The 20,290-nt window shown below is 60.7% G+C and carries 21 protein-coding genes; 13 read left to right on the top strand and 8 right to left on the bottom strand.

Annotated elements, in window-relative coordinates; genetic code table 11:
• The first annotated feature begins 639 nt into the window (after nt 1-639).
• Complete coding sequence (locus tag QD172_RS09205) at nt 640-1,014, top strand: RcnB family protein (protein WP_279855567.1); 375 nt, start codon at nt 640-642, stop codon at nt 1,012-1,014.
• A 93-nt stretch (nt 1,015-1,107) separates the two neighbouring features.
• Here QD172_RS09205 and QD172_RS09200 read toward each other — a convergent pair whose 3' ends face one another.
• Nucleotides 1,108-1,716, bottom strand: coding sequence for an XRE family transcriptional regulator (locus tag QD172_RS09200; RefSeq protein WP_164850339.1), 609 nt, complete (start codon nt 1,714-1,716; stop codon nt 1,108-1,110).
• Between the two features lie 402 nt (nt 1,717-2,118).
• Between QD172_RS09200 and QD172_RS09195 the strand changes: the two genes are divergently transcribed.
• The 10 genes from QD172_RS09195 (at nt 2,119) to QD172_RS09150 (ending at nt 10,402) form a co-directional block, all read left to right on the top strand.
• Entirely contained in the window at nt 2,119-3,177 is a 1,059-nt protein-coding gene (locus QD172_RS09195; protein WP_176493149.1) for a C4-dicarboxylate ABC transporter substrate-binding protein, read from the top strand.
• A gap of 79 nt (nt 3,178-3,256) precedes the next feature.
• On the top strand, nt 3,257-3,772 hold the full coding sequence (locus QD172_RS09190; RefSeq protein WP_084208863.1) for a TRAP transporter small permease subunit: 516 nt from the start codon (nt 3,257-3,259) through the stop codon (nt 3,770-3,772).
• Nucleotides 3,769-5,097, top strand: a complete 1,329-nt coding sequence (locus QD172_RS09185) for a TRAP transporter large permease subunit (RefSeq protein WP_279855566.1) — start codon at nt 3,769-3,771, stop codon at nt 5,095-5,097. The genes QD172_RS09190 and QD172_RS09185 overlap by 4 nt, the downstream gene beginning before the upstream one ends.
• Before the next feature lie 31 nt (nt 5,098-5,128).
• A complete protein-coding gene (locus QD172_RS09180) occupies nt 5,129-6,169 on the top strand; it encodes an Ldh family oxidoreductase (RefSeq protein ID WP_279855564.1) in 1,041 nt (346 codons plus the stop codon).
• 313 nt (nt 6,170-6,482) lie between these two features.
• Complete coding sequence (locus tag QD172_RS09175; protein WP_240704143.1) at nt 6,483-7,577, top strand: ADP-ribosylglycohydrolase family protein; 1,095 nt, start codon at nt 6,483-6,485, stop codon at nt 7,575-7,577.
• An 838-nt stretch (nt 7,578-8,415) separates the two neighbouring features.
• On the top strand, nt 8,416-8,760 hold the full coding sequence (locus QD172_RS09170) for a hypothetical protein (protein ID WP_084208860.1): 345 nt from the start codon (nt 8,416-8,418) through the stop codon (nt 8,758-8,760).
• A 67-nt stretch (nt 8,761-8,827) separates the two neighbouring features.
• A complete protein-coding gene (locus QD172_RS09165) occupies nt 8,828-9,166 on the top strand; it encodes a hypothetical protein (RefSeq protein WP_084208858.1) in 339 nt (112 codons plus the stop codon).
• A 66-nt stretch (nt 9,167-9,232) separates the two neighbouring features.
• On the top strand, nt 9,233-9,571 hold the full coding sequence (locus QD172_RS09160; protein ID WP_084208858.1) for a hypothetical protein: 339 nt from the start codon (nt 9,233-9,235) through the stop codon (nt 9,569-9,571).
• A gap of 67 nt (nt 9,572-9,638) precedes the next feature.
• Nucleotides 9,639-9,977: a hypothetical protein gene (locus QD172_RS09155; RefSeq protein WP_279855563.1), complete on the top strand. Its 339-nt coding sequence runs from the start codon at nt 9,639-9,641 to the stop codon at nt 9,975-9,977.
• Nucleotides 9,978-10,054: 77 nt separating this feature from the next.
• Entirely contained in the window at nt 10,055-10,402 is a 348-nt protein-coding gene (locus QD172_RS09150) for a hypothetical protein (protein WP_077377123.1), read from the top strand.
• Between the two features lie 485 nt (nt 10,403-10,887).
• Here QD172_RS09150 and QD172_RS09145 read toward each other — a convergent pair whose 3' ends face one another.
• The 3 genes from QD172_RS09145 to QD172_RS09135 form a co-directional block, all read right to left on the bottom strand.
• Nucleotides 10,888-11,301: a DUF6691 family protein gene (locus QD172_RS09145; RefSeq protein WP_279855561.1), complete on the bottom strand. Its 414-nt coding sequence runs from the start codon at nt 11,299-11,301 to the stop codon at nt 10,888-10,890.
• On the bottom strand, nt 11,298-11,798 hold the full coding sequence (locus tag QD172_RS09140; protein ID WP_338080377.1) for a YeeE/YedE family protein: 501 nt from the start codon (nt 11,796-11,798) through the stop codon (nt 11,298-11,300). Before QD172_RS09140 ends, QD172_RS09145 begins: the two co-directional genes overlap by 4 nt.
• A 469-nt stretch (nt 11,799-12,267) precedes the next feature.
• The gene (locus tag QD172_RS09135; protein ID WP_176503749.1) at nt 12,268-13,170 is read right to left on the bottom strand and encodes a LysR family transcriptional regulator; all 903 of its coding nucleotides are present in this window, start codon (nt 13,168-13,170) and stop codon (nt 12,268-12,270) included.
• A gap of 136 nt (nt 13,171-13,306) precedes the next feature.
• On the opposite strand from QD172_RS09135, the gene QD172_RS09130 reads away from it, so the two are divergent.
• Together QD172_RS09130 and QD172_RS09125 are read left to right on the top strand one after the other, a co-directional pair.
• Nucleotides 13,307-14,293: a zinc-dependent alcohol dehydrogenase family protein gene (locus QD172_RS09130; protein ID WP_279855560.1), complete on the top strand. Its 987-nt coding sequence runs from the start codon at nt 13,307-13,309 to the stop codon at nt 14,291-14,293.
• A gap of 134 nt (nt 14,294-14,427) precedes the next feature.
• Nucleotides 14,428-15,237, top strand: coding sequence for an SDR family NAD(P)-dependent oxidoreductase (locus tag QD172_RS09125; RefSeq protein WP_279855559.1), 810 nt, complete (start codon nt 14,428-14,430; stop codon nt 15,235-15,237).
• Nucleotides 15,238-15,341: 104 nt separating this feature from the next.
• On the opposite strand, the gene QD172_RS09120 is transcribed toward QD172_RS09125, so the two are convergent.
• The 4 genes from QD172_RS09120 to QD172_RS09105 form a co-directional block, all read right to left on the bottom strand.
• Complete coding sequence (locus QD172_RS09120; protein WP_218015038.1) at nt 15,342-15,470, bottom strand: putative transporter small subunit; 129 nt, start codon at nt 15,468-15,470, stop codon at nt 15,342-15,344.
• A gap of 83 nt (nt 15,471-15,553) precedes the next feature.
• Complete coding sequence (locus QD172_RS09115) at nt 15,554-17,197, bottom strand: sodium:solute symporter family protein (protein ID WP_279855558.1); 1,644 nt, start codon at nt 17,195-17,197, stop codon at nt 15,554-15,556.
• A gap of 974 nt (nt 17,198-18,171) precedes the next feature.
• Nucleotides 18,172-18,483 (bottom strand): putative quinol monooxygenase, encoded by a 312-nt coding sequence (locus QD172_RS09110; RefSeq protein ID WP_043332154.1) that lies wholly within the window; start codon nt 18,481-18,483, stop codon nt 18,172-18,174.
• A 217-nt stretch (nt 18,484-18,700) separates the two neighbouring features.
• On the bottom strand, nt 18,701-20,191 hold the full coding sequence (locus QD172_RS09105; protein WP_054555950.1) for a CoA-acylating methylmalonate-semialdehyde dehydrogenase: 1,491 nt from the start codon (nt 20,189-20,191) through the stop codon (nt 18,701-18,703).
• Nucleotides 20,192-20,290 lie beyond the last annotated feature (99 nt).

The following is a 20,290-nucleotide window of genomic DNA, read 5'->3' as shown; positions in this document are numbered from 1 at the left end:
ACTCAGGTGTGGTGCAAATGATCGATGAATGGTCATCAAAACGCAAAGCCCGCGTGCTTGAACTTTGGGCTATGTCCCCGGGTGATCTCGGAGATTCTGGTCTCGAAGGGGCTGAAGGCCGCATGAAACGTGAGGTTACGGGGAAATGTCGGTGTTCAATGACACGATTCAGCAAAGTGAATTTTTCCGTTCTCACGCTCTGTCCGGCGATGGAAACCTGGTGTCCTGGCGAAACCTGCCTATAGAGAAGGTGATGAAAGACCGAGTCGAGTATGGTTTGGGTGAACCAATGTGGTGCATGACTCGCTATCGATTTCCTGACAGGTACTCGGGCACTGAGGAGGCAATGGGGGAGGCAATGGAGGAGCGAGCGAAGTGCGCAAGGCAGGCATGGCGGTACCGTGACCGCTCACCGAGAGAGATGGTGCAAGGCAGTAGGGTGTTGGGTAGAAGCGACATCAACTTCGGTGCCAGGCGACGGAATATGCACGAAATAACGACAAAGATCGTGAAAATTGAGACATCTTGCGGCCTCCTCGGGATGTCGATAAGGTTATGCAACACTGTTTCCTAATCAGGAAATGCCCTTATTGACACCCGACGCCGACAGGGCGGCGGGGCACTGCGAGGAGGCCAGCCATGCGAACACGCACACTGACCATTCTGATGATGATCGTTTCCCTGATGGGCGCTCCCCTGGCGCAGGCCGGGCCGCATGATCGTGGTCATGGCCATGGACATGGTCATCACGACAAGCATCATCACAAGAAGCACTACAAGAAACACCACAAGCATCAAGAACGCCGCCACGAGTCGCGCCGTGATCATCATTGGCGTCGTGGCGACCACCTGCCGCGTCACTATTATTCCGATCAGCGTTATTGGGTAAAGGACTGGCATCACCGCCACCTGTCCAAGCCGCCGCGCGGGCATCGCTGGTTGAACATCGATGGGCGCTATGTCCTGGCGGCCGTTGCCGGGGGCGCGATCACTGCGATCATCCTCAATCGCTGATTCCTGCCGCGTGGCCAGACGTCAGTCAGCAAGCACAAAAGAAAGGGCCTCCAGTGAGGCCCTTTTTGCATGCGCCGTTTGCCGGCAGTGGCTTCAGGCGTAGGCGCTGCATACCCAGGTCATGGTCGCTGGGGTGTCGCCGTTGTAGGTGATGGCGTGTCCGAGGGTGCTGTCGAAGGCCAGGCTATCGCCGACCTTGAGCTGGATGGGGTCGTAAAGCTCGGTCCAGACGGTCACCTCGCCGCTGGTCACGATGATCTGTTCCTGGCCGGAGTGTTTCTGCAGGCCGCCGAATTCCTCGAGACTGCGATTGAGCACGGTGGTTTCCAATACCATGTACTCCTTGGACGCCACGTTGTTGCAAAGCGGCCGATACCGGTAGTTGGGCGTCTCGATGACGTCTCCCTCCTGCGCTCGCGTCAGGGCGAGCCACCCCCGAAATGACGTGTCTTCCGTGTGATAGAACAGCTCGCTGACATCCACCTTCAGGCCCTTGGCGAGATTCACGATCGCCTCGAAGGTCGGTGAGATACGTCCATTCTCGATTCTCGACACGCTGGCCGCCGAGATTCCTGACGCGCTGGCCACGGCCGCGATGGTCAGTCCCTTCTCCTTGCGTAGCGCCTTGAGGTTGTCACCAATGGCGCCTGCCTTGCGTTCTCTGTGCTTCAGAGCGATCGGCGTTTCCTGGTGAGATGTCATGTCAGCGTGCTCCATCGTGATCGTCTGCAATTGTCGGGTCCCTGAGCGTTGTCAGTGCGCAGCGCCTGTCGGCTGAAAAGCGCTTGCCACCGCGTGCCGAGTCATGGGGAAGCGGCGTGCTCGTAGGTCTTGATAGGGTTCATTTAGAGCTTCCTCGTGCAAAATGTCGAGCCAATATTCACATTTGACGCAATGTTGCGTATATGCAACTCTGGTTCCTGAAGTGAAATTGCTGGTGGTGGATCTGCTCGCCTTCGTGGACGTCATGTCGCGCCCGGTGGAGGTCTTCCAGCGAGAGAATGTGTGATCGCGGGCATCGTGAGATGGGGGATGCCCGTACTGCGGTGCAAGACGCTCAGAGACGGAATCACCTTCGACTGGAACAATACGAGGAAAACAAGAATGCATAGCCTCACGAAAAATGTGCTCGGCATGGGCATCGCAGCCGGTCTGCTGGTCACCGCGACCACCCAGGCCGCCGATATCGAGTGGAAGATGGCAACTCCCTGGGGGGGCGGCCCCTGGCTTGAGCGAGATGCCAAGACGTTTGCCGATTATGCCAATGAGCTGACCAATGGTGACGTGAGCATTCAGGTGTTCCCGGGCGGTACGCTGGGTGGCGCGCTGCGCGTGACCAATACCGTGAAGTCCGGTGTCGCGCAGGTCAGCCACAACTACATCAACTATGACTACGGGACGGACCCGACGGCGGCGCTGTTGGCTGGGCACTCCAGTGGCCTGACGCCGGAAGAGTTCATGTTGTGGATGTACGAGGGTGGCGGTGTCGAGCTCTATGAAGCGTTCCGTCGTGAAGTCTTCGGCGTCGTGGCCTTCCCGTGCTCCACCCTGGGCACCGAGATATTCCTGCACTCAAGCAAGAAGGTACAGACGCTGGAAGACTTCCAGGGACTGAGACTGAGAACATCCGGTGCCTGGGCGGAAATCGCCTCGCGCCTAGGGGCCTCTACCGTGGTGATGGCAGGCAGTGACATCTACACGGCGTTGGATCGTGGCGTCATCGATGCCGCGGAGTGGGGCAGCCCGGAGCTCAACAAGCCGACCGGCTTCCAGGACGTGGCGCAGTACGTCATCCTGCCCGGCGTCCACCAGTCCGGTGGCATCCTCGAGTGTGAAGTGAATGTCGATGCCTGGGATGGCCTGAGCGAAGCCCAGCAGAGCCAGTTGCGTCTTGCCGGCAAGTTGAGCGTGTTCGAATCCTGGCTCGACAGCTCCTATGCCGACCTCAAGGCCTTCAAGGAGCTGGAAGAGGGGCCCAATGAGATCGTGCAGCTGGATCAATCCTTCATCGATGCCATCTACGAAGAGACACGTGCCTGGGAAGATGAGAAGGCGGGTGAGAACGAGTGGTTCGCGCGCGTGCTCGAGTCACAACGTGCCTTCAAGGACAGCATGACCACCTGGCAGGATTACCGTCTGCCGATCGGGGAAATGGGGCGCTGAACCCCGCAGGAACTGACGTTTCCGGCACAGGCAAGGCCTTTGCCTGTGCTTCCCCCTGGCTGTCATTCGGTAGGTTGTCATGAAAATAGTCGATGCCATTGAGCGTCAAACCCGTTGGGCGGGGTATCTGGGGGCTGTCCTGATACTGCCGCTGGTGCTTGCGCTGGTCTATGAGGTCTTCAGTCGCTATGTGCTGGGAAGGCCCACCCTGTGGGCGTTCGAGGTCAGCTACATGGTGATGGGCGCCATCTTCATGTTTGGCATGGCGAATGCACTTCGCGTGGGCCAGCACGTCAGTGTGGATGTGTTGAGTCAGAATTTTTCGCCACGTCTGAAAGCCGGGGTGCATCTGGCCTGTTATGGCGTATTGCTCCCCGTACTGGGCTGGTTGGTCTGGGAGCTTTCGTTCTATGCGATCGAGGCCTTCTCCAGCAATGAGCGCTCTGGTCGCTCGGCCTGGAATCCGGTGATCTGGCCGGTCTTCGGGGTGTGGTGGCTGGGCTTTGTCTATCTGACGCTGCAGGTGATCGCGGAGATGTTCAAGCTCTGGAGCACGTTGCTGGGCCATGATCATGGCGCGGAGGTGTCCTCATGAGCGATTTCCTTGCCCTGATCATGTTCCCGGCCCTCATCGCGCTGATCGTGCTCGGCTTCCCGATCGCGTTTTCGATGATCGTCGTCGCGACGGTCTTCGGCGTCGCCCAGTTCGGTGATGCTGCGGCCTATCAGTTGTTGACCAAGATCGAAGATACGGCGTCCAACTCCATTCTGGCGGCCGTGCCGCTGTTCATTTTCATGGGCGCGATGCTCGAGAATTCCGGCATCGCCGAGCGGCTTTTCGGTGCCATCCATCTGTGGACGCGCCGGTTGCCCGGTGGGCTGGGCGTCGGTGCGGTCATCATGGGGACCATCTTCGCGGCTGCCAGCGGCGTCGTCGGGGCGACCGAGGCAGTGATCGGTATGCTGGCAGTGCCGGTCATGCTCAAGCATCAGTATGACAAGTCACTCATCTCCGGCACCATCTGCGCCAGTGGCTCATTGGGCACGGCGATTCCGCCTTCCATTACCGTGGTCATTCTCGGGCCTGTCGCGGGTGTCTCCGTCGGGTCACTGTTCAGTGGTCTGTTGATTCCGGGGCTTCTGATGGCGCTGTTGTTCCTCGTCTATATCGTCGTGGTCTGCGCGCTGAAGCCTGCGCTTGCGCCGCGACTGAAAGAAGATGAGCAACATCCGGGCTGGGGCAAGCTGCTCACCATCACCCTGAGTGCGTTGCTGCCGACCATGAGTCTGATCATGGTGGTGTTGGGCACGATTCTGATGGGCATCGCCACGCCGACGGAAGCGGCAGCCTGTGGTGCGCTAGGCTCCGTCTTGCTGGCACTGGGCTATCGCAATCTCACGCTGTCCATCCTGTGGAATGCCGCGATACGCACGCTCAACATCACCGCCATGATTCTGCTCATCGTGCTGGGTGGCAACATGTTCGCCGGTGTCTTCTTCGCCTCCGGTGGCATGGCGACCGTTCAGTCGCTGCTGCTGGATACCGGCATGAGCCCATGGTTCATTCTCGGTGCCATCCTGCTGATCGCCTTCCTGGCCGGTTTCGTGCTCGACATGATCTCGGTGGTGCTGATCGTCATCCCCGTGGCCATGCCGGTCATCGGAATGCTCGGGTTTGATGAGATCTGGTTCTGCGTGGCCTTCCTCATCGTGATGCAGACGAGCTATCTGACCCCGCCGCTTGCCCCCTCCATCTTCTATCTACGCGCCATCACGCCTGCCGAAGTGACGCTCAAGCACATGTACAAGGGGGTCGTGCCTTTCATCGTCCTGCAGCTGGTGGTACTGGCGTTGATTCTCACATTCCCGGGGCTTGCGCTGTGGTTGCCTGATGCCATCAGCGGGCCGTCCTGGAAATGATGGTCGCCTTATCGAAAAGGAACGCGTTCGCATGAGTGATGCAAAGCACGAAGATACTGAAATGGACATCAATCTCGATCGAGAGGCGCTCACCTCGCTATGCCACAAGGTGCTGACACGCCATGGCTTCAGCGAATCGAATGTCGAGGCCATGAGTGATGCGCTGGTCGCGGCCGAGATGGATGGCTGTCGCTCCCATGGGCTCTATCGCCTGATGGGGTTCGTGGCCACGCTGAACAATGGAGGAGTGGTGCCGGACGCCGTGCCGGTGGTCGAGGATACGGCGCCCTCTGTCGTCAAGGTGGATGCCAAGGGTGGCTTCTCATCGCTGGCCTTCCAGCAGGGCGTGCCTGAGTTGCTCAGCAAGGCGAGAGCCAATGGGATCGCCATTCTGGCCATCAACCATTGCGTGCATGGCACGGCATTGTGGGTCGAGATCGAGCGCCTGACCCGTGAAGGGCTGGTAGCCATCGCCTGCAACCCGACCCAGTCGTACATGGCGCCGTATGGAGGCAGCCAGCCCCTGCTGGGCACCAACCCCGTCGCCTTCGGCTGGCCGCGCGGGGATGGCAATCCCTACGTGTTCGACTTCGCGACCAGCGCCATCGCGCGTGGCGATATCGAGCTGCATCGTCGTCAGGGGGACGAGATTCCGCTGGGCTGGGGGGTTGATCGAGATGGTACGCCGTCCCGTGACCCGGCCGAAGTGCTGGATCATGGCGCGATGCTGCCGTTCGGTGAGCACAAGGGCTCTGCGCTGGCGATCATGATCGAGTTGATCGCAGGGCCGCTGATCGGTGACATGCTCAGTATCGAATCCAGCGAGCATGATCAAGGCAAGGGCAGCCTGCCGTATCATGGGGAGATGATCATCGCGATGGACCCGGCGCGTCTCACGGGGGGCAGCCCCCAGCAGCACATGTTGCGCTCTGAACGGCTGTTCGACCTGGTCAAGCAGCAGGGCGCGCGTCTTTCCTCCGAGCGTCGCTATCAGGCTCGCCAGAAGCATCTGGAGGAGGGCGTCACACTCTCCCGAGCGCTGTATGACGACATTCTCGAGCTTGCCTCCTGAGAATTTGCCTGCGCCGAGCAGCCGAGTCATCGCTGACAGGCACGCGGCAGGACGTCATGAGGGCATGACGGCATGAGGTCATGACTGCCGCAAGAAGAACGGCCGCCCCTGGGCGGCCGTTCTTCTATATAAGGTGGCCATCGTCGCCGCTGTCATCCTCAGTGCTCACCGATACTGGGCGCCCATCCAGTTCTGCCTGATTATGTGCACCACCGGATGTGGGCGTTTTTCCGCAAAGGTGCCGTTGCTGCTAGCGTAAGCCGTGTTGAGGGTCGTTGATGCCATCTTGATGGCCATTGAAGGGGAAAGGGACATGACGCTTGAGACGACATCGCGGTTTCGGGGTTGCTTGTTGGGTGGTGCGGTGGGAGATGCGCTGGGGGCGGCAGTGGAGTTCCTGTCGCACGAGGAGATCCAGGCGCGCTTCGGAAGTGAAGGAATACGCGATTACGCACCGGCCTATGGCGGGCTGGGGCGGATTACCGATGATACGCAGATGACACTGTTTACCGCCGAGGGTCTGTTGCGTAGCCACGTGCGCGGCTGTCTGAGAGGCATCACGACGCAAGGTAGCCTGGTCAACAGTGCCTATGAACGTTGGCTGTACACCCAAGGGGAACGCACGCAAAAGGCAACGGAACAGGAATGGCTGGACAGTGGCTGGTTGATCAAGCAGCCGGCACTGCATTCGCGCCGCGCCCCGGGCATGACGTGTCTGTCCGCGCTCAAACAGGTGCGCACCTACAGTGACACCGCGCAGAACGACAGCAAAGGCTGTGGGGGTGTGATGCGCGTGGCCCCCGTCGGCTTGTTCGCGCATGTGATGGGAGCCTCCCATGAGATGTGCTTCGCGCTCGGGGAAGAGGTCTGCGCGCTGACCCATGGCCACGTGACCGGTCAGCTGACGGGCGGGGTGCTGGCGGTGATGACCCAATGCCTGGTGGCGGGTGACTCGATGGCACAGGCACTTGCGCACGCCATGCGCATTCTCGAGCGCAAATCAGGCTGCGAAGAGACCATGCAGGCCCTGAAGCAAGCCTGCGAGCTTGCCGAGTCCGACACTGCGCCGCAGGTGGCTGTCGTGATGCTGGGGTTGGGATGGATCGCGGAAGAGGCCCTGGCGATGTCCGTGTATTGCGCGCTCACCGCGCGGGATTTCCGCTCCGCGATCCAGATCGCGGTCAATCATGATGGGGATTCGGATTCCACGGGGGCCATCACGGGCAACCTGCTCGGGGCGCAATGGGGAGAAGAGGCGATACCTGCTGATTGGCTGGAGCCGCTTGAACTGCGAGAGGTCATCGGCGAGGTCGCCCAGGACCTGCACGATTGCGCTCGCTGGGAGCTCTATACCGACGGGGGTGGCAAGGACGAGCGGTGGGTCTGGGAGAAATACCCGGGCTATTGAGATACGCGCAACGCTAGCTGACTGAACGCGGGGCAATCCTTGGATTGCCCCGCGTTTTCGTGTCTGACGATGCCTTTTTGCCGGCTGTCACGAAACGTCGGTAGCGCAAAGGTGAGGGCATGCCTCATGTGGGCGATCCGAGGACAACATCAGAGGGTTTCGTAAGCGATTGATAACGCTGCGGTTATTACCAAAGTCGTAGACTGCTGCCTGACCAGACGTTCAATACAGGCTTTTATTGGTTCGCTGGTGGAATCAATGCTGTTCCAGTGGGGGGATATGTGCCGATGCGGGATTCGTCCACAATGCGCTCACTCCACATTGCACGAAACGGCAGTCTGGATCTGGTCGACGGCAGGCACCTGTCAAGACGCCTGCGACTTTTTTGAAGATGGCATGCATCCAACCCGTTTGCTCAAGCGTAATACTCATCAAGCACAACGGTGAGGGTTTCAGCAGGGTAAGAGGACAAGTTGCTGATGAATGCCTTTCTGATGATTGCGACCAAAGTTTAAACGTCATACGGCAGTGTCCTGGACAGTGCCAAGCATCTGATCCGCTCTCGATCATGGGATGTCCGCACCTTCAAGGTTGTACAGAAGTGATGCAGAAGAGGGTTGAAGGTTGTACCTCTTGAGGTTCACCAACACTCCTCAGGAGCAGGGCAATGCCCAAGTAACGCAATCTGGTTCTTTGATGGAAACAGTGAGCTGCCAGCAGCACGGCTAGTGTGATAGCGCAATAATCATTAGTCTGTTAACAAGCTAGACGGATGCAGCCAAGACTGCATACGACATCACAAGGGCAATATTGCCCAGGACATAGAAAGGAAAACCCAATGAAAACTCTGAATCTCAAGACTCTGATCGCCGCCGCCGCTCTCGCCACCGTCAGCACCGCCACCTTCGCGGCTGATGACAGCCCGGCCGCCCAGCGTGTCCAGCAGTCCGTCAGCCAAGACGTCGTCGTCGGCACCGCCCAGCAGGCCCCGACGGCACAGGCCACCTTCGCGGAAACCGGCAAGAGCGTCGCGGCAGGTCGTGTCGAGACCGCCCTGACCCAGTCCTCCATTGAAGGGCAAGGCAGCGCTACCGCCAGTCGTGAACAGGCCTTCGACAATGACGCTGGCAAGAGCGTCGCCGCGACCCGCGTTCAGCACGCCCTGAGCGACAGCAACGTCTGATTGACCATCATCCCTGACCTGCATTTCCAGGACTGATCATCACTTCATCTTCATCGAGGAAATCATCATGAACACTCTCAAGACCCTGATCGCCGCCGCCGCTCTCGCCACCGTCAGCACCGCCACCTTCGCGGCGGATGACAGCCCGGCCGCCCAGCGTGTCCAGCAGTCTGTCAGCCAGGATGTCGTCGTCGGCACCGCCCAGCAGGCACCGACGGCTCAGGCCACCTTCGCGGAAACCGGCAAGAGCGTCGCGGCAGGTCGTGTCGAGACCGCCCTGACCCAGTCGTCCATTGAAGGGCACGGCAGCGCTACCGCCAGCCGTGAACAGGCCTTCGACAATGACGCTGGCAAGAGTGTCGCCGCTACCCGCGTTCAGCACGCCCTGAGCGACAGCAACGTCTGATTGACCGTCATCCCCGACCTGCATTCCAGGTCTGATCATCACTTCATCTTCATCGAGGAAATCATCATGAACACTCTCAAGACCCTGATCGCCGCCGCCGCTCTCGCCACCGTGAGCACCGCCACCTTCGCGGCGGATGACAGCCCGGCTGCCCAGCGTGTCCAGCAGTCCGTCAGCCAGGACGTCGTCGTCGGCACCGCCCAGCAGGCCCCGACGGCTCAGGCCACCTTCGCGGAAACCGGCAAGAGCGTCGCGGCAGGTCGTGTCGAGACTGCCCTGACCCAGTCGTCCATTGAAGGGCACGGCAGCGCTACCGCCAGCCGTGAACAGGCCTTCGACAATGACGCTGGCAAGAGTGTCGCCGCTACCCGCGTTCAGCACGCCCTGAGCGACAGCAACGTCTGATTGACCGTTATCCCTGGCCTGCATTTCCAGGCCTGATCATCACATCATCTTCATCGAGGAAATCATCATGAACACTCTCAAGACCCTGATCGCCGCCGCCGCTCTCGCCACTGTGAGCACCGCCACCTTTGCGGCTGATGACAGCCCGGCCGCCCAGCGTGTCCAGCACAACGTCAGTGAAAGTGTCATCCATGGTACCGCTCAGCAGGCACCGACAGGCCAGGCGACCTTCGCGGAAACCGGCATGAGCACTTCTGCAGGCCGTTTCCAGATTGCCTCCGGTGACGACGAGATCCGTGGCCATGACCGCTCCATCCACCTGCAGGAATTCGATGTCGCCAATGATTCAGGCGATAGCGTTGCCGGCACCCGTGTTCGTCACGCCGTGAGCGACGTCAACGTCTGAGACGCCCGATGTCTGCGTCAGGCGCTTGCAGGCCAGGTGTCTGCACTGACATGACCTTTTTCAATAGGAGAACCCCCATGCAATCTCTCAAGTCTCTATTTGCCATTGCCGCATTGTCCGTTGCCGCCACTGGCGTGGCCTCTGCCAATGACAGCGAAGCCGATGCCCGCGTACGTGCCACCCTCAGTGATCGCGTGATCATGGGTCAGGCACAGCCGGTCACTCAGCAAGCCACACTGCACCATGATGATGTCGTGAAAACCGGCATGAGTGTCGCTGCCAGCCGCGTCCAGACATCCATCAGCAACGCCGGCATCCAGGGCACCACCCGTGCACTGGCAAGCGATTCGGCGGATTACGTCAACGATGCCGGCAAGAGTGTCTCTGCCACACGCGTCGAACATGCCTTGAACGAGAGCGCGTAACCGCTCGCGGCAACGCAATAGTCCCCGACTCTGCAAGACAGCCAAGGACGCCGATATGCCATCGACCTACCTCTGTCAGTTGCTGAATGGACCCACTGACCATCACGTTGTCTCCTGATGGTCAGTGCTCCAGAGAACAACTCGTGAGAGAGAAGAACGCTTGAGCAAGTGTTTTGACCCGAACGCAAGACCGCACTCGTCGTCAATGGCAGAACCCTTGCTCAAACGCTTTCCTGTCCTGAATGTCCTGTCCCGACATTCCCTGCCCGCCATTGGCGGGCTTTTTTTTGGCTTTTCGACGCTTCATGTGGATATGACTTCATCCAGCACACGACCCACGGGGCTGTTGATCAGCGAGATCATCGCAATGAGGTCCCTTGAGAGAAAGGGCGTCGTGTGGTCGTGGTGACTCGCCTTGCATGAGAAACGCCCGCCATTCGGCGGGCGTTTCTCATGCAAGGATTTTCTCTTGCGTGGCGCTCGGATCAGTGAGTGCGAGTCAGGCGCGTGGCCAGCCACCAGCCCAGTAGCATCGTCAGTAGAAAACCCGCCAATGGCAGACTCATGGCGCTGCTGGAGACGATGGCAGGCCCGGGGCAGTATCCGCTCAGGCCCCAGCCGGTACCGAACAGGGCCGCGCCGAGCAGCAGGCGGCCATCGATATCGCGGCGCGTAGGCAGTTGGAAGCGCTCACCCAACAGGGGAGTGCTGCGTCGCCAGGCGAGGCGATAACCGATGAAGGTGGTGATGACTGCCCCGCCAAGCACGAAGATCAGCGTGGGGTCCCAGTCTCCGGCCACGTCGAGAAAGCCGACGACACGCGCGGGGTCGGTCATGCCGCTGAGTGTCAGGCCGAGGCTGAAGACCAGCCCGGTGATGAAGCCGGTGACAGCTTTCATGGTGACTCTCCCAGCAGATGTCGGGTCACGAAGACCGTCAGCATGGCGATGGCCACGAACACCCCCGTGGCCACCAGCGAGCGCGGGGAGAGACGCGCGATGCCGCAGACGCCGTGGCCACTGGTACAGCCGCCGCCGATGCCTGTTCCCATGCCCACCAGCAGGCCGGCGAACATCATGCTCAGCACCCCGCTGGTGGGATCGCCGATCAGCGCATCCGTGCCCTCGGCCACATTGCCCCAGTCAAGATTGAACAGCACAAGGAGCAGCGGGCCGCTGATCAACCCGAGCACGAAGGCGATACGCCAGCGGCGGTCCGGGCCTGATTCCAGCAGCGCGCCCCGCGTGATGCCACTGATACCGGCGATACGTCCCAGAAAGGCCATCAGCATCACTGCCGAGAGACCGATCAGGACGCCGCCGGCGAGTCCTTTCATGCTGCTCATCATGTCCATGTGGTTCGTCCTCGTGTCGCGGTCATCCTGCGTTGCGACGATGATATGCTCGTGCCTGGCGAGCGCCAACCGTCATCGCCCACCGACTGCTGAGTCTGCTGGTCATGACATCTGCCCATCGGGTGGCCTGAGCGGATCCGGTTGACCCGACAGCCACGGAAAGGCCCGCCTCGAGCATCTCGGGGCGGGCCTTTCCGTGGCTGTTCTACGTGTGGGCAAGGTCAGACCAGCTCGCGGTGCTCCTTGCGAGCGCGACGGCTGTCACGCACCACGGCGCCGCAGATCACGGCGAGTACGCCAAGGGCCGCCTGGGCGCTTGTGGCAAGCATCCCGATCAGGTCAGGGACTCGTCGTAATGGCCGACCTTGTCGGTGATGGTGGTGAAGTCAAAGCGCGGCTGGCGGCTGGCGAGACTCCAGGCCGATGCTCAAGCGCTGGAAGATCGCCTGAGTCGCGCCGCTCATCTTATGACGTGCGGGCCCGTCTTCAGCGAAATCGTCGCGCCTTCGGCTCAGGACTGGGGGAGGTCCCAGTAAGGCGGGCTACCGAAGTACTCGGAGAAGTAGTCCAGAAACGCCCGGATCTTGGGGGCCAGTTGTCGGGAGCTTGAATAGATCGCCCAGATACCGGTCTCGTTGACCAGCGGTGTCTCGGGCAGCACTTCCACCAGCTCGCCCCTCGCCAGATGACGATAGAGACTCCAGGTCGAGGAGAGGGTGATGCCCAGGCCCGCGGCGCAGGCATCGCGCACCGCTTCGCCATTGTCGGTCCGTATGCGGCCCTTGATGCGTATCACCTCGACGCGATTCTCGTGCTGGAAACTCCATTGATCCATCCCGATCAGCGTCAGGCATTCATGGTGTTTCAGTTCCGCAGGGCGGGTTGGAGTGCCATGGCGCTGCAGGTATTGCGGAGAAGCACACAGGATACGCTTGTCCGGGGCCAGGCGCCGCGCGATCAGACTCGAATCCTTGAGAGCGGAGTTGCGGATGGCGATGTCGAAGCCGCCTTCCACCAGATCGACGATGGTATCCGTCAGGCGCAGATCCAGCTCGAGGTCCGGGTAGCGTGCCAGAAAGCCGGCCAGCCCGGGGATCAGATGCATGCGTCCGAAGGAGGCCGATGCCGTGATGCGCAAGGTGCCGGTGGGGGTGGTGGTGCCGGCACCGACGGCAGCCCGCGCCGCCTCGGCACTGGCCAGCACCTCTTCTGCGTGGGGGAGAAAGGCGCGACCTTCTTCGCTCAGTGCCACATGACGCGTGGTGCGATGCAACAGGCGTACCCCCAGACTGTCCTCGAGCTTGCGCAGGTGAGAGCTGGCGACAGCGGGCGACAGTCCCAGGTCCTCGCCGGCCTGACTGATGCTGTTCACGGCGGCGAGACGGACGAACAGCTTCAGGTGCTCAAGATTCATGTCATCTCCCCCCGAGGCGATGGTGTTGTGGACTGATATTCAACAAAATATAGAAACTGATTGTATCAACTCGCCGTTTATTGTTCATGCCGAAGATAATTACCATGGCATGAACATTCACGCAGGAGTCAGACTCATGAAAGCGATGCTGGTGACGTCATTCGGTGGTCCCGAAGTGTTCGAAGCGGCGGAAATCGCCAAGCCCCAAGCGGCGGCAGGTCAGGTACTGGTGCGTATCGCCGCCACCAGCATCAATACCGTCGACACCATGATTCGCGAGATGGGCGCAGAGCTTCCGCTGTCTCCGGCACTGCCGGCGCTGCTGGGCATGGACTTCGCCGGTACTGTCGAAGCCGTGGGCGAGGGCGTCGAAGGCTACGCCATCGGGGATGAAGTCTATGGCTGTGCTGGTGGCCTGGCCGACCTGCCGGGTACGCTGGCCGAGTACATCGCCGCCGATGTTCGCCTGATCGCCCACAAGCCGAAGTCCCTGAGCATGGTGGAAGCCGCGGCGCTGCCGCTGGTCGGCATCACGGCCTATGAAGGCCTCAAGCGCGCCAACATCCAGGCCGGTCAGAAGGTGCTGGTTCACGGTGGTGCGGGGGGTGTGGGTCACATCGCCATCCAGCTGGCCCGTCACTTCGGTGCCGATGTCGCCTCTACCGTCGGTCGTGATGAGCACGAGACGCTGGTCGAAGGCCTGGGGGCCAGTGCCATCAATTACCGCAATGAGCAGGTCGCCGACTATGTGGCCAGGCTCACCGACGGCAAGGGCTTCGACATCGTGTTCGACTCCGTCGGCGGCGCCAACCTGCCGACCTCCTTCGAGGCTGCCGCGCTCAATGGCCATGTCTCGACGACCGTGTCCTTCATGGACATCGATCTGACCACCGCGCACTTCAAGGGCCTGTCACTGCATGTCGTCTTCATGCTGATCCCGATGCTGCATGACTTCCGTCGTCAGGAGCACCACGAGATTCTGGCCGACATGGCGCGTATCGCCGATGCCGGCGCACTCAAGCCGATCATCGATGATCAGGTCTTCCCGCTCGCGGAAGTGGGCCAGGCCCACGCGCGGCTGGGCAGCGGTCAGGCAACCGGCAAGGTCATCGTCGAGGTCTGATACCGTGACCGAAAGCCACATTGACAGGATCATCCTGACACTGCGCTGGCACAGATGAACGACAGGGTGTGGCCATCCGGCACACCCTGTCGTTCGTGTCTCAAGCGTCGTGTGACATTTCAAGGAGAGAGCGCATGAAAACCATCCTTATCACCGGTTCCACCGATGGCATCGGCCTGGTCACGGCCAAGGCCCTGCTGGAGCGCGGCCATCGCGTGCTGATCCACGGGCGTAGCGAGCAGAAGGTCAATGGTGTCGTCGCCGAACTTGCGGTGCTGGCCGGGGCTGAGCGCGTTGCCGGTTTCGTGGCAGACCTGTCCGACCTGGTCGCCATCGACTCACTGGCAAGCGACGTGCTGGCGGCCAATGCCAGTCTGGATGTCCTGATCAACAATGCCGGTGTCTTCCAGGCACCCAAGGTCGTGACGGCGGACGGTCTCGACCTGCGCTTCGTGGTCAATACCCTTGCCCCCTATCTGCTCACCCAGAAACTGGCGCCGGCACTGCGTCCGGCCGGGCGGGTCGTCAATCTGTCCTCGGCGGCTCAATCCCCCGTGGACCTGAAGGCCCTGACCGGCGAGGTCGCGTTCAACGACCACTACGCGGCCTATGCCCAGAGCAAGCTCGCGATCACCATGTGGACCCGCACGCTTGCCCAGGACTGGGAAGGCCAGGGGCCTATCCTGATCGCGGTCAACCCGGGCTCTCTGCTGGCCAGCAAGATGGTCAAGGAAGGCTTCGGCGTACCGGGCAAGGATCTTGGCATCGGTGCCGATATCCTGGTACGTGCGGCACTGGATGAGGAATTCGCCGGCGCCAATGGTCAGTACTTCGACAACGACGCCCAGCGTTTCGCACCGCCGCACGCCGACGCACTCGATGATGCGCTGTGCCGTCAAGTGGTCGCGACGATGGAGAGAATGCTTGACCGGATTGGCCGCTGAGTGACTCCGACCAGAGGGCAGCGAGCTGGAGTGCCCTGTCTGAAGCCGAAACGCCCACCCCGAGAGTCTCGAGGCGGGCGTTTCGGCTTCTGCGCGCGGACCGATCAGACCAGCTCGCGGTGCTCCTTGCGAGCGCGACGGCTGTCACGTACCACGGCGCCGCAGATCACGGCGAGTACGCCAAGGGTCAGCAATGGCCAGATGAGGACATAGGTGGCAAACAGGAATGTCATGGGCGTGTGTCTCCTGAAATGTGCAGTAGGAAAGTCCCCGGCGACGCCAAGGGCCGCCGGGGCGCTTGTGGCAAGCATCCCGATCAGGTCAGGGACTCGTCGTAATGGCCGACCTTGTCGGTGATGGTGGTGAAGTCAAAGCGCGGCTGGCGGCTGGCGAGACTCATGATCACGCAGACCAGGGTGCTGGTGCCGTAGGCCGTGAGCGAGGCCAGCAGCACGGTGTAGTCACGCAGTTCGCCGGTCGCGAAGATGACCATGGCCAGCATGGCCAGCACGCCGGCGACCAGTCCGGCGATGCGACCGAGGAAGCCGAAGACCATCAGGCCGATGATGACGCCGCCGCCGATGCTGGCGAGCAGCTCGAAGGTCAGCCCACTGATACCCTCCAGCGGCACCCACTCGAAGCGTGCCATGCAGAACACCACCATGGCGACCAGGACGGAACTGGTGAAGGCCAGGTTGGTGATGCGATCCCAGAAGCAGCTGGCGATCACCGGGAAGACGATGGCGCCCCAGAGTGCGCCGACGAAGACCAGCATCACCAGAATATCCAGGGAGAAGCTGGCGAAGACGATCCCCAGCACGGTGGCGATGATCATCGTCAGACGCCCGACCAGCAACATGCGTCGAGGGTCGGCCTTGCCGCGGGCGATGTTCTTGCCGTAGACGTCCGCCATCATGATCGCCGAGAGTGCCGAGAGATCGGAGTCAGCGGTGGAGGACAGCGAGCCGATCACCAGGATGAAGAACAGGGCGATGAAGAAGGGCGGCAGGTACTCCGACACCATCTGCGGAATCAGGTTGTTCATGTCGCCATTGAGCGGCTCGACCCCGAGGGTCAGCGCCATCAGACCGATCATCCCCAGACCGATCACGATGGCACCGTAGCCGACGGTAGCCGTGATGAAGGTCGGCTTGATGTGATCTTCATTGACCGCGAACAGGCGCTGGGAAATCGTCTGATTGCCGATGGCATACGCCAGCACGGCCACGAAGAAGGGCGCCCCCTGATTGAGGATGGCATCCGTCGAGAAGAAGTCGGCCTGTTGCGGCGTGACATGCTTGAGCCCTTCCACCAGCTCCGAAGGGCCACCCATGGCAAAGAACACGGCCGGAATGATGACGATGGCGATGGCCATCAGTGCCACCAGCTGGGCGAAATCCGTCAATACCGAGGCGCGGAAGCCCGACCAGAGCGTATAGCAGAGCACCCCGACCCCCGCCAGGATGACGCCTGTCTGGAAGGACAGCGGCGACAGCACCGAGACAAGCGCACCGGCGGCCGTGAAGTTGACCATCAGGCTGATGATGCTGCCCAGCACGTTGGAGAAGGCCAGAATCAGCTGGCTGCTCGAACCGTGGCGTGCATGGATCAGCTCGCCCAGCGTATGGGCGTTGGGGGCCAGCTTGCGGAAGCGGCGGCCGAAGGGATAGATGAACAGGATCATCAGCGCGCCCCAGAATCCATAGTGGATCGGGCCTGACACACCATAGGTATAGCCGGAGGTGGCAGCGGCATAGAAGGAGGCGGCCCAGATCCAGGTGGCGGTCATGCTGGCGGCGCCCATGCCGAAGCCGACACGGTGGTTGGACACCATGAACTCGTCAGCATCTTCCTTTTTCTTGCGAATGGTGAGAGTGATCAGGTAGGTACCGCCATAGAAGGCGATCAGCAGGAGAAGAACGGTAATGGTCGAGAATTGATAGAGAGAGTCGTTGTTCAAGTACGGAGCCTCCAATGGATGACAGAACACCTGTTGACCTGAGCAGCGAGCTGTTCAGGAGTGCGGTGATGAGAGTCATGAAAGGAAGGTTCTGAGCCGTCTTGCCTTGAGATGGTTGTCGTGTCCAAGGCGTCTTCGTCTGGTGAACAGGCAGACCCTGTCACACTTGCGAGCTACGAGGTGTCAGCACTTTCCAGGGAAGAAAGTGCGGGGTGGCGGGCGTCGTGGCATGCACTTGCCCTCATCAGCGTAATGCTGCGTCATGGATTCCCTCTCTTATCGATAATGTCGAGGTTTCGACAGTCTTTCGAAAATACTGGTGATCCAGTGGGTCGCGAGTCCTGGTGCTTTCGGTGAGCGTTAAGATTGAGTTAATGAAGGCTGCATACCTTAGTGTCTGGTTTGCGACATGTCCACCCTTGACAGATTCGAGCAGATCGCTATCAAGTATTATCTAAACTCCAGGTCCATAAAGATGGCGTCATGCCCAGAGATATCTGGCGTTTTATTGAATCTTCGTTCAATATAAATCAAGTGTAATTCTTGTTGTTTCAGGACGTCAAAGTCTGTCATTTAATGTCATTGAACTGTGTGAATTCCCCTTCTTTTTCTCGTGATGCCTCTCGGATCATTGAGGGATTTTCTCTGCCTCATCGTGGGGTTTCATGTTGATGGATATTCAATGATTTCACGCAAGTGATTGTTTTAAAAGTTGTTTGTCTGTTATTGCTCAGCGTTCGGCCAGTTCTCATGAATACCGTGGTGACGAGGAGGGCGCGAGAGGAGTACGAAGAGAGGGCGAGAAGAGTGAGAGAAGAGTGAGAGGAGAGGGCGAGAGGAAAACAAGGAAAAAAGGGAAGGCTGTCTCGACGGTTGTACGCCACCTTGCTGGCCGATGAGTCAAAAAAACCGCCCCCTGAACGGGAGCGGCAAGATGATGTTCTCAGTGCAGAGCACGTCACTGAGGGGCGTCTTCAGCCCGCCGGGCTCAGGATGCGGATATCGCCATCGGCGATCCAGTCACCGGCGTTGTCGCGGAAGCGCTGCATATGTTCGGTCTCACGGTGGGCCTGCAGGGCATCGTGGGATTCCCAGGCTTCTACCACGGTGATGGTGTCGGGGCGTGGGTCGTTGTCCTTGTCGGCGGCGCGCTCGGAGTCCAGGCACGGGTGGTAGGCGTGGCAGCCATCTTCCTCGCGCACGGTGGGCGCGACGGCGCAGAGTTCATTGAAGACATCCTGAACGTGACCTTCCTTGGCGGTAACGGTGGCGATTACCCAGATCATCCTGGCTCCTTGTGACGGTGTTGACCGCAGTTGTGGCAGGGATTCTCGTGATGAGATGTCCTGACTATGTGGAGTCGTTTCTAGCCACTGCAAGGGGCGGCGGCTGACTGCCGGCATGATCTCGCGTGATGCGCACACCAAAGCGCCGGACAGCAGGGCTGTCCGGCGCAGTTGTTACCAGGCAATGATCCGTGGATCAGGCCGGGAAGGCGATCGATCAGGACGGGAAGGCGAACTGGGCGCCTTCACGCAGACCAGCGGAAGGCCAGCGCTGGGTGATGGTCTTGCGGCGAGTATAGAAGCGCACCGCGTCCGGGCCGTAGGCGGACAGATCGCCGAACAGCGAGCGCTTCCAGCCACCGAAGCTGTGATAGGCGACCGGCACCGGCAGCGGCACGTTGATGCCGACCATGCCGACCTGGATGTGATCACTGAAGTAGCGGGCGGCTTCGCCATCTCGGGTATAGATGCAGGTGCCGTTGCCGTATTCGTGATCATTGATCAGCTGCATGGCGGCTTCCATCGAATCGGCGCGCACGACCAGCAGCACCGGGCCGAAGATCTCTTCCTGATAGCAGGTCATCTCCGGGGTGACGCCATCGATCAGGGTGCCGCCGACGAAGAAGCCGTTCTCGCCGCCTTCGACCTGCGGATTGCGGCCATCGACCACCACCGTCGCGCCTTGCTGCTCGGCGCTGTCGATGTAGCCCACCACCTTGTCGCGATGCGCCGCGGTGATCAGCGGGCCGAAATCATTGCCCTTGTCGCTGTAGATACCGACCTTGAGGCCTTCCATCTGCTGCTTCATCTGCGCGATCAGCTTGTCGGCGGCGTCATCGCCCACGGCCACCGCGACGGACAGCGCCATGCAGCGCTCACCGGAGGAACCGAAGGCGGCGCCATTGAGTGAGTTGGCCACGTATTCCATGTCGGCGTCCGGCATCACGATGGCGTGGTTCTTGGCGCCGCCGAGGGCCTGACAGCGCTTGCCGTTGGCGGCGGCGCGGCTGTAGATGTACTCGGCGATCGGCGTGGAGCCCACGAAGCTGACCGCCTGGATGCGCGGGTCATCCAGCAGCGTATCGACGGCTTCCTTGTCGCCATTGACGACATTCATGACGCCGGCCGGCAGGCCAGCCTCCATCAGCAGCTCGGCGATGAACAGCGTGGAGGTCGGGTCGCGCTCGGAGGGCTTGAGGACGAAGGTGTTGCCGCAGGCGATCGCCATCGGGTACATCCACAGCGGCACCATGGCCGGGAAGTTGAACGGCGTGATGCCGGCAACGACGCCCAGTGGCTGGAATTCGCTCCAGGAGTCGATGCCCGGGCCGGTATTGCGGCTGTGCTCACCCTTGAGCAGTTCCGGGGCGCTGCAGGCATATTCGACATTCTCGATGCCGCGCTGGAGTTCCCCCAGCGCATCGTGACAGATCTTGCCGTGTTCCTGGCCGATCAGGCGAGCGATCTCGTCGGCGTGCTCTTCCAGCAGCTGCTTGAAGCGGAACATCACTCGGGCGCGCTTGATCGGCGGCGTGTTGCGCCATTCCGGGAAGGCGGCGGCGGCGGCCGCGATGGCTTCCTCGACGGTCGCCTTGCTGGCCAGGCGCACCTGACCGCCGACCTCACCGGTGGAGGGATTGAAGATGTCCTGGGTACGGCCTTCGCTGTGATCGAGGTTGCCGTTGATGAGGTGACCGAGCGTTTTCATTGTTGTGGGCTCCATGAGATGACTTGCAAGAAAAAGGGCAGTGATGTGGCTGGCGTCGATCGCCAGTCCGAACGTGATCGTCAGTCCTGAACGTGATTG

The organism is Cobetia sp. 10Alg 146 (assembly GCF_029846385.1).
GTDB classification, from domain to species: domain Bacteria; phylum Pseudomonadota; class Gammaproteobacteria; order Pseudomonadales; family Halomonadaceae; genus Cobetia; species Cobetia marina.
Note: the sequence above shows the minus strand (reverse complement) of the source record. Positions and strands in the feature narration are given on the sequence as shown.

Coding starts and splice junctions, on each gene's coding strand:
- QD172_RS09155 (WP_279855563.1), top strand. CDS start 9,639: ATGAACACTCTCAAGACCCTGATCGCCGCCGCCGCTCTCGCCACTGTG.
- QD172_RS09150 (WP_077377123.1), top strand. CDS start 10,055: ATGCAATCTCTCAAGTCTCTATTTGCCATTGCCGCATTGTCCGTTGCC.
- QD172_RS09190 (WP_084208863.1), top strand. CDS start 3,257: ATGAAAATAGTCGATGCCATTGAGCGTCAAACCCGTTGGGCGGGGTAT.
- QD172_RS09195 (WP_176493149.1), top strand. CDS start 2,119: ATGCATAGCCTCACGAAAAATGTGCTCGGCATGGGCATCGCAGCCGGT.
- QD172_RS09145 (WP_279855561.1), bottom strand. CDS start 11,301: ATGAAAGCTGTCACCGGCTTCATCACCGGGCTGGTCTTCAGCCTCGGC.
- QD172_RS09160 (WP_084208858.1), top strand. CDS start 9,233: ATGAACACTCTCAAGACCCTGATCGCCGCCGCCGCTCTCGCCACCGTG.
- QD172_RS09165 (WP_084208858.1), top strand. CDS start 8,828: ATGAACACTCTCAAGACCCTGATCGCCGCCGCCGCTCTCGCCACCGTC.
- QD172_RS09110 (WP_043332154.1), bottom strand. CDS start 18,483: ATGATCTGGGTAATCGCCACCGTTACCGCCAAGGAAGGTCACGTTCAG.
- QD172_RS09180 (WP_279855564.1), top strand. CDS start 5,129: ATGAGTGATGCAAAGCACGAAGATACTGAAATGGACATCAATCTCGAT.
- QD172_RS09185 (WP_279855566.1), top strand. CDS start 3,769: ATGAGCGATTTCCTTGCCCTGATCATGTTCCCGGCCCTCATCGCGCTG.
- QD172_RS09120 (WP_218015038.1), bottom strand. CDS start 15,470: ATGACATTCCTGTTTGCCACCTATGTCCTCATCTGGCCATTGCTGACC.
- QD172_RS09125 (WP_279855559.1), top strand. CDS start 14,428: ATGAAAACCATCCTTATCACCGGTTCCACCGATGGCATCGGCCTGGTC.
- QD172_RS09130 (WP_279855560.1), top strand. CDS start 13,307: ATGAAAGCGATGCTGGTGACGTCATTCGGTGGTCCCGAAGTGTTCGAA.
- QD172_RS09105 (WP_054555950.1), bottom strand. CDS start 20,191: ATGAAAACGCTCGGTCACCTCATCAACGGCAACCTCGATCACAGCGAA.
- QD172_RS09205 (WP_279855567.1), top strand. CDS start 640: ATGCGAACACGCACACTGACCATTCTGATGATGATCGTTTCCCTGATG.
- QD172_RS09175 (WP_240704143.1), top strand. CDS start 6,483: ATGACGCTTGAGACGACATCGCGGTTTCGGGGTTGCTTGTTGGGTGGT.
- QD172_RS09200 (WP_164850339.1), bottom strand. CDS start 1,716: ATGACATCTCACCAGGAAACGCCGATCGCTCTGAAGCACAGAGAACGC.
- QD172_RS09170 (WP_084208860.1), top strand. CDS start 8,416: ATGAAAACTCTGAATCTCAAGACTCTGATCGCCGCCGCCGCTCTCGCC.
- QD172_RS09135 (WP_176503749.1), bottom strand. CDS start 13,170: ATGAATCTTGAGCACCTGAAGCTGTTCGTCCGTCTCGCCGCCGTGAAC.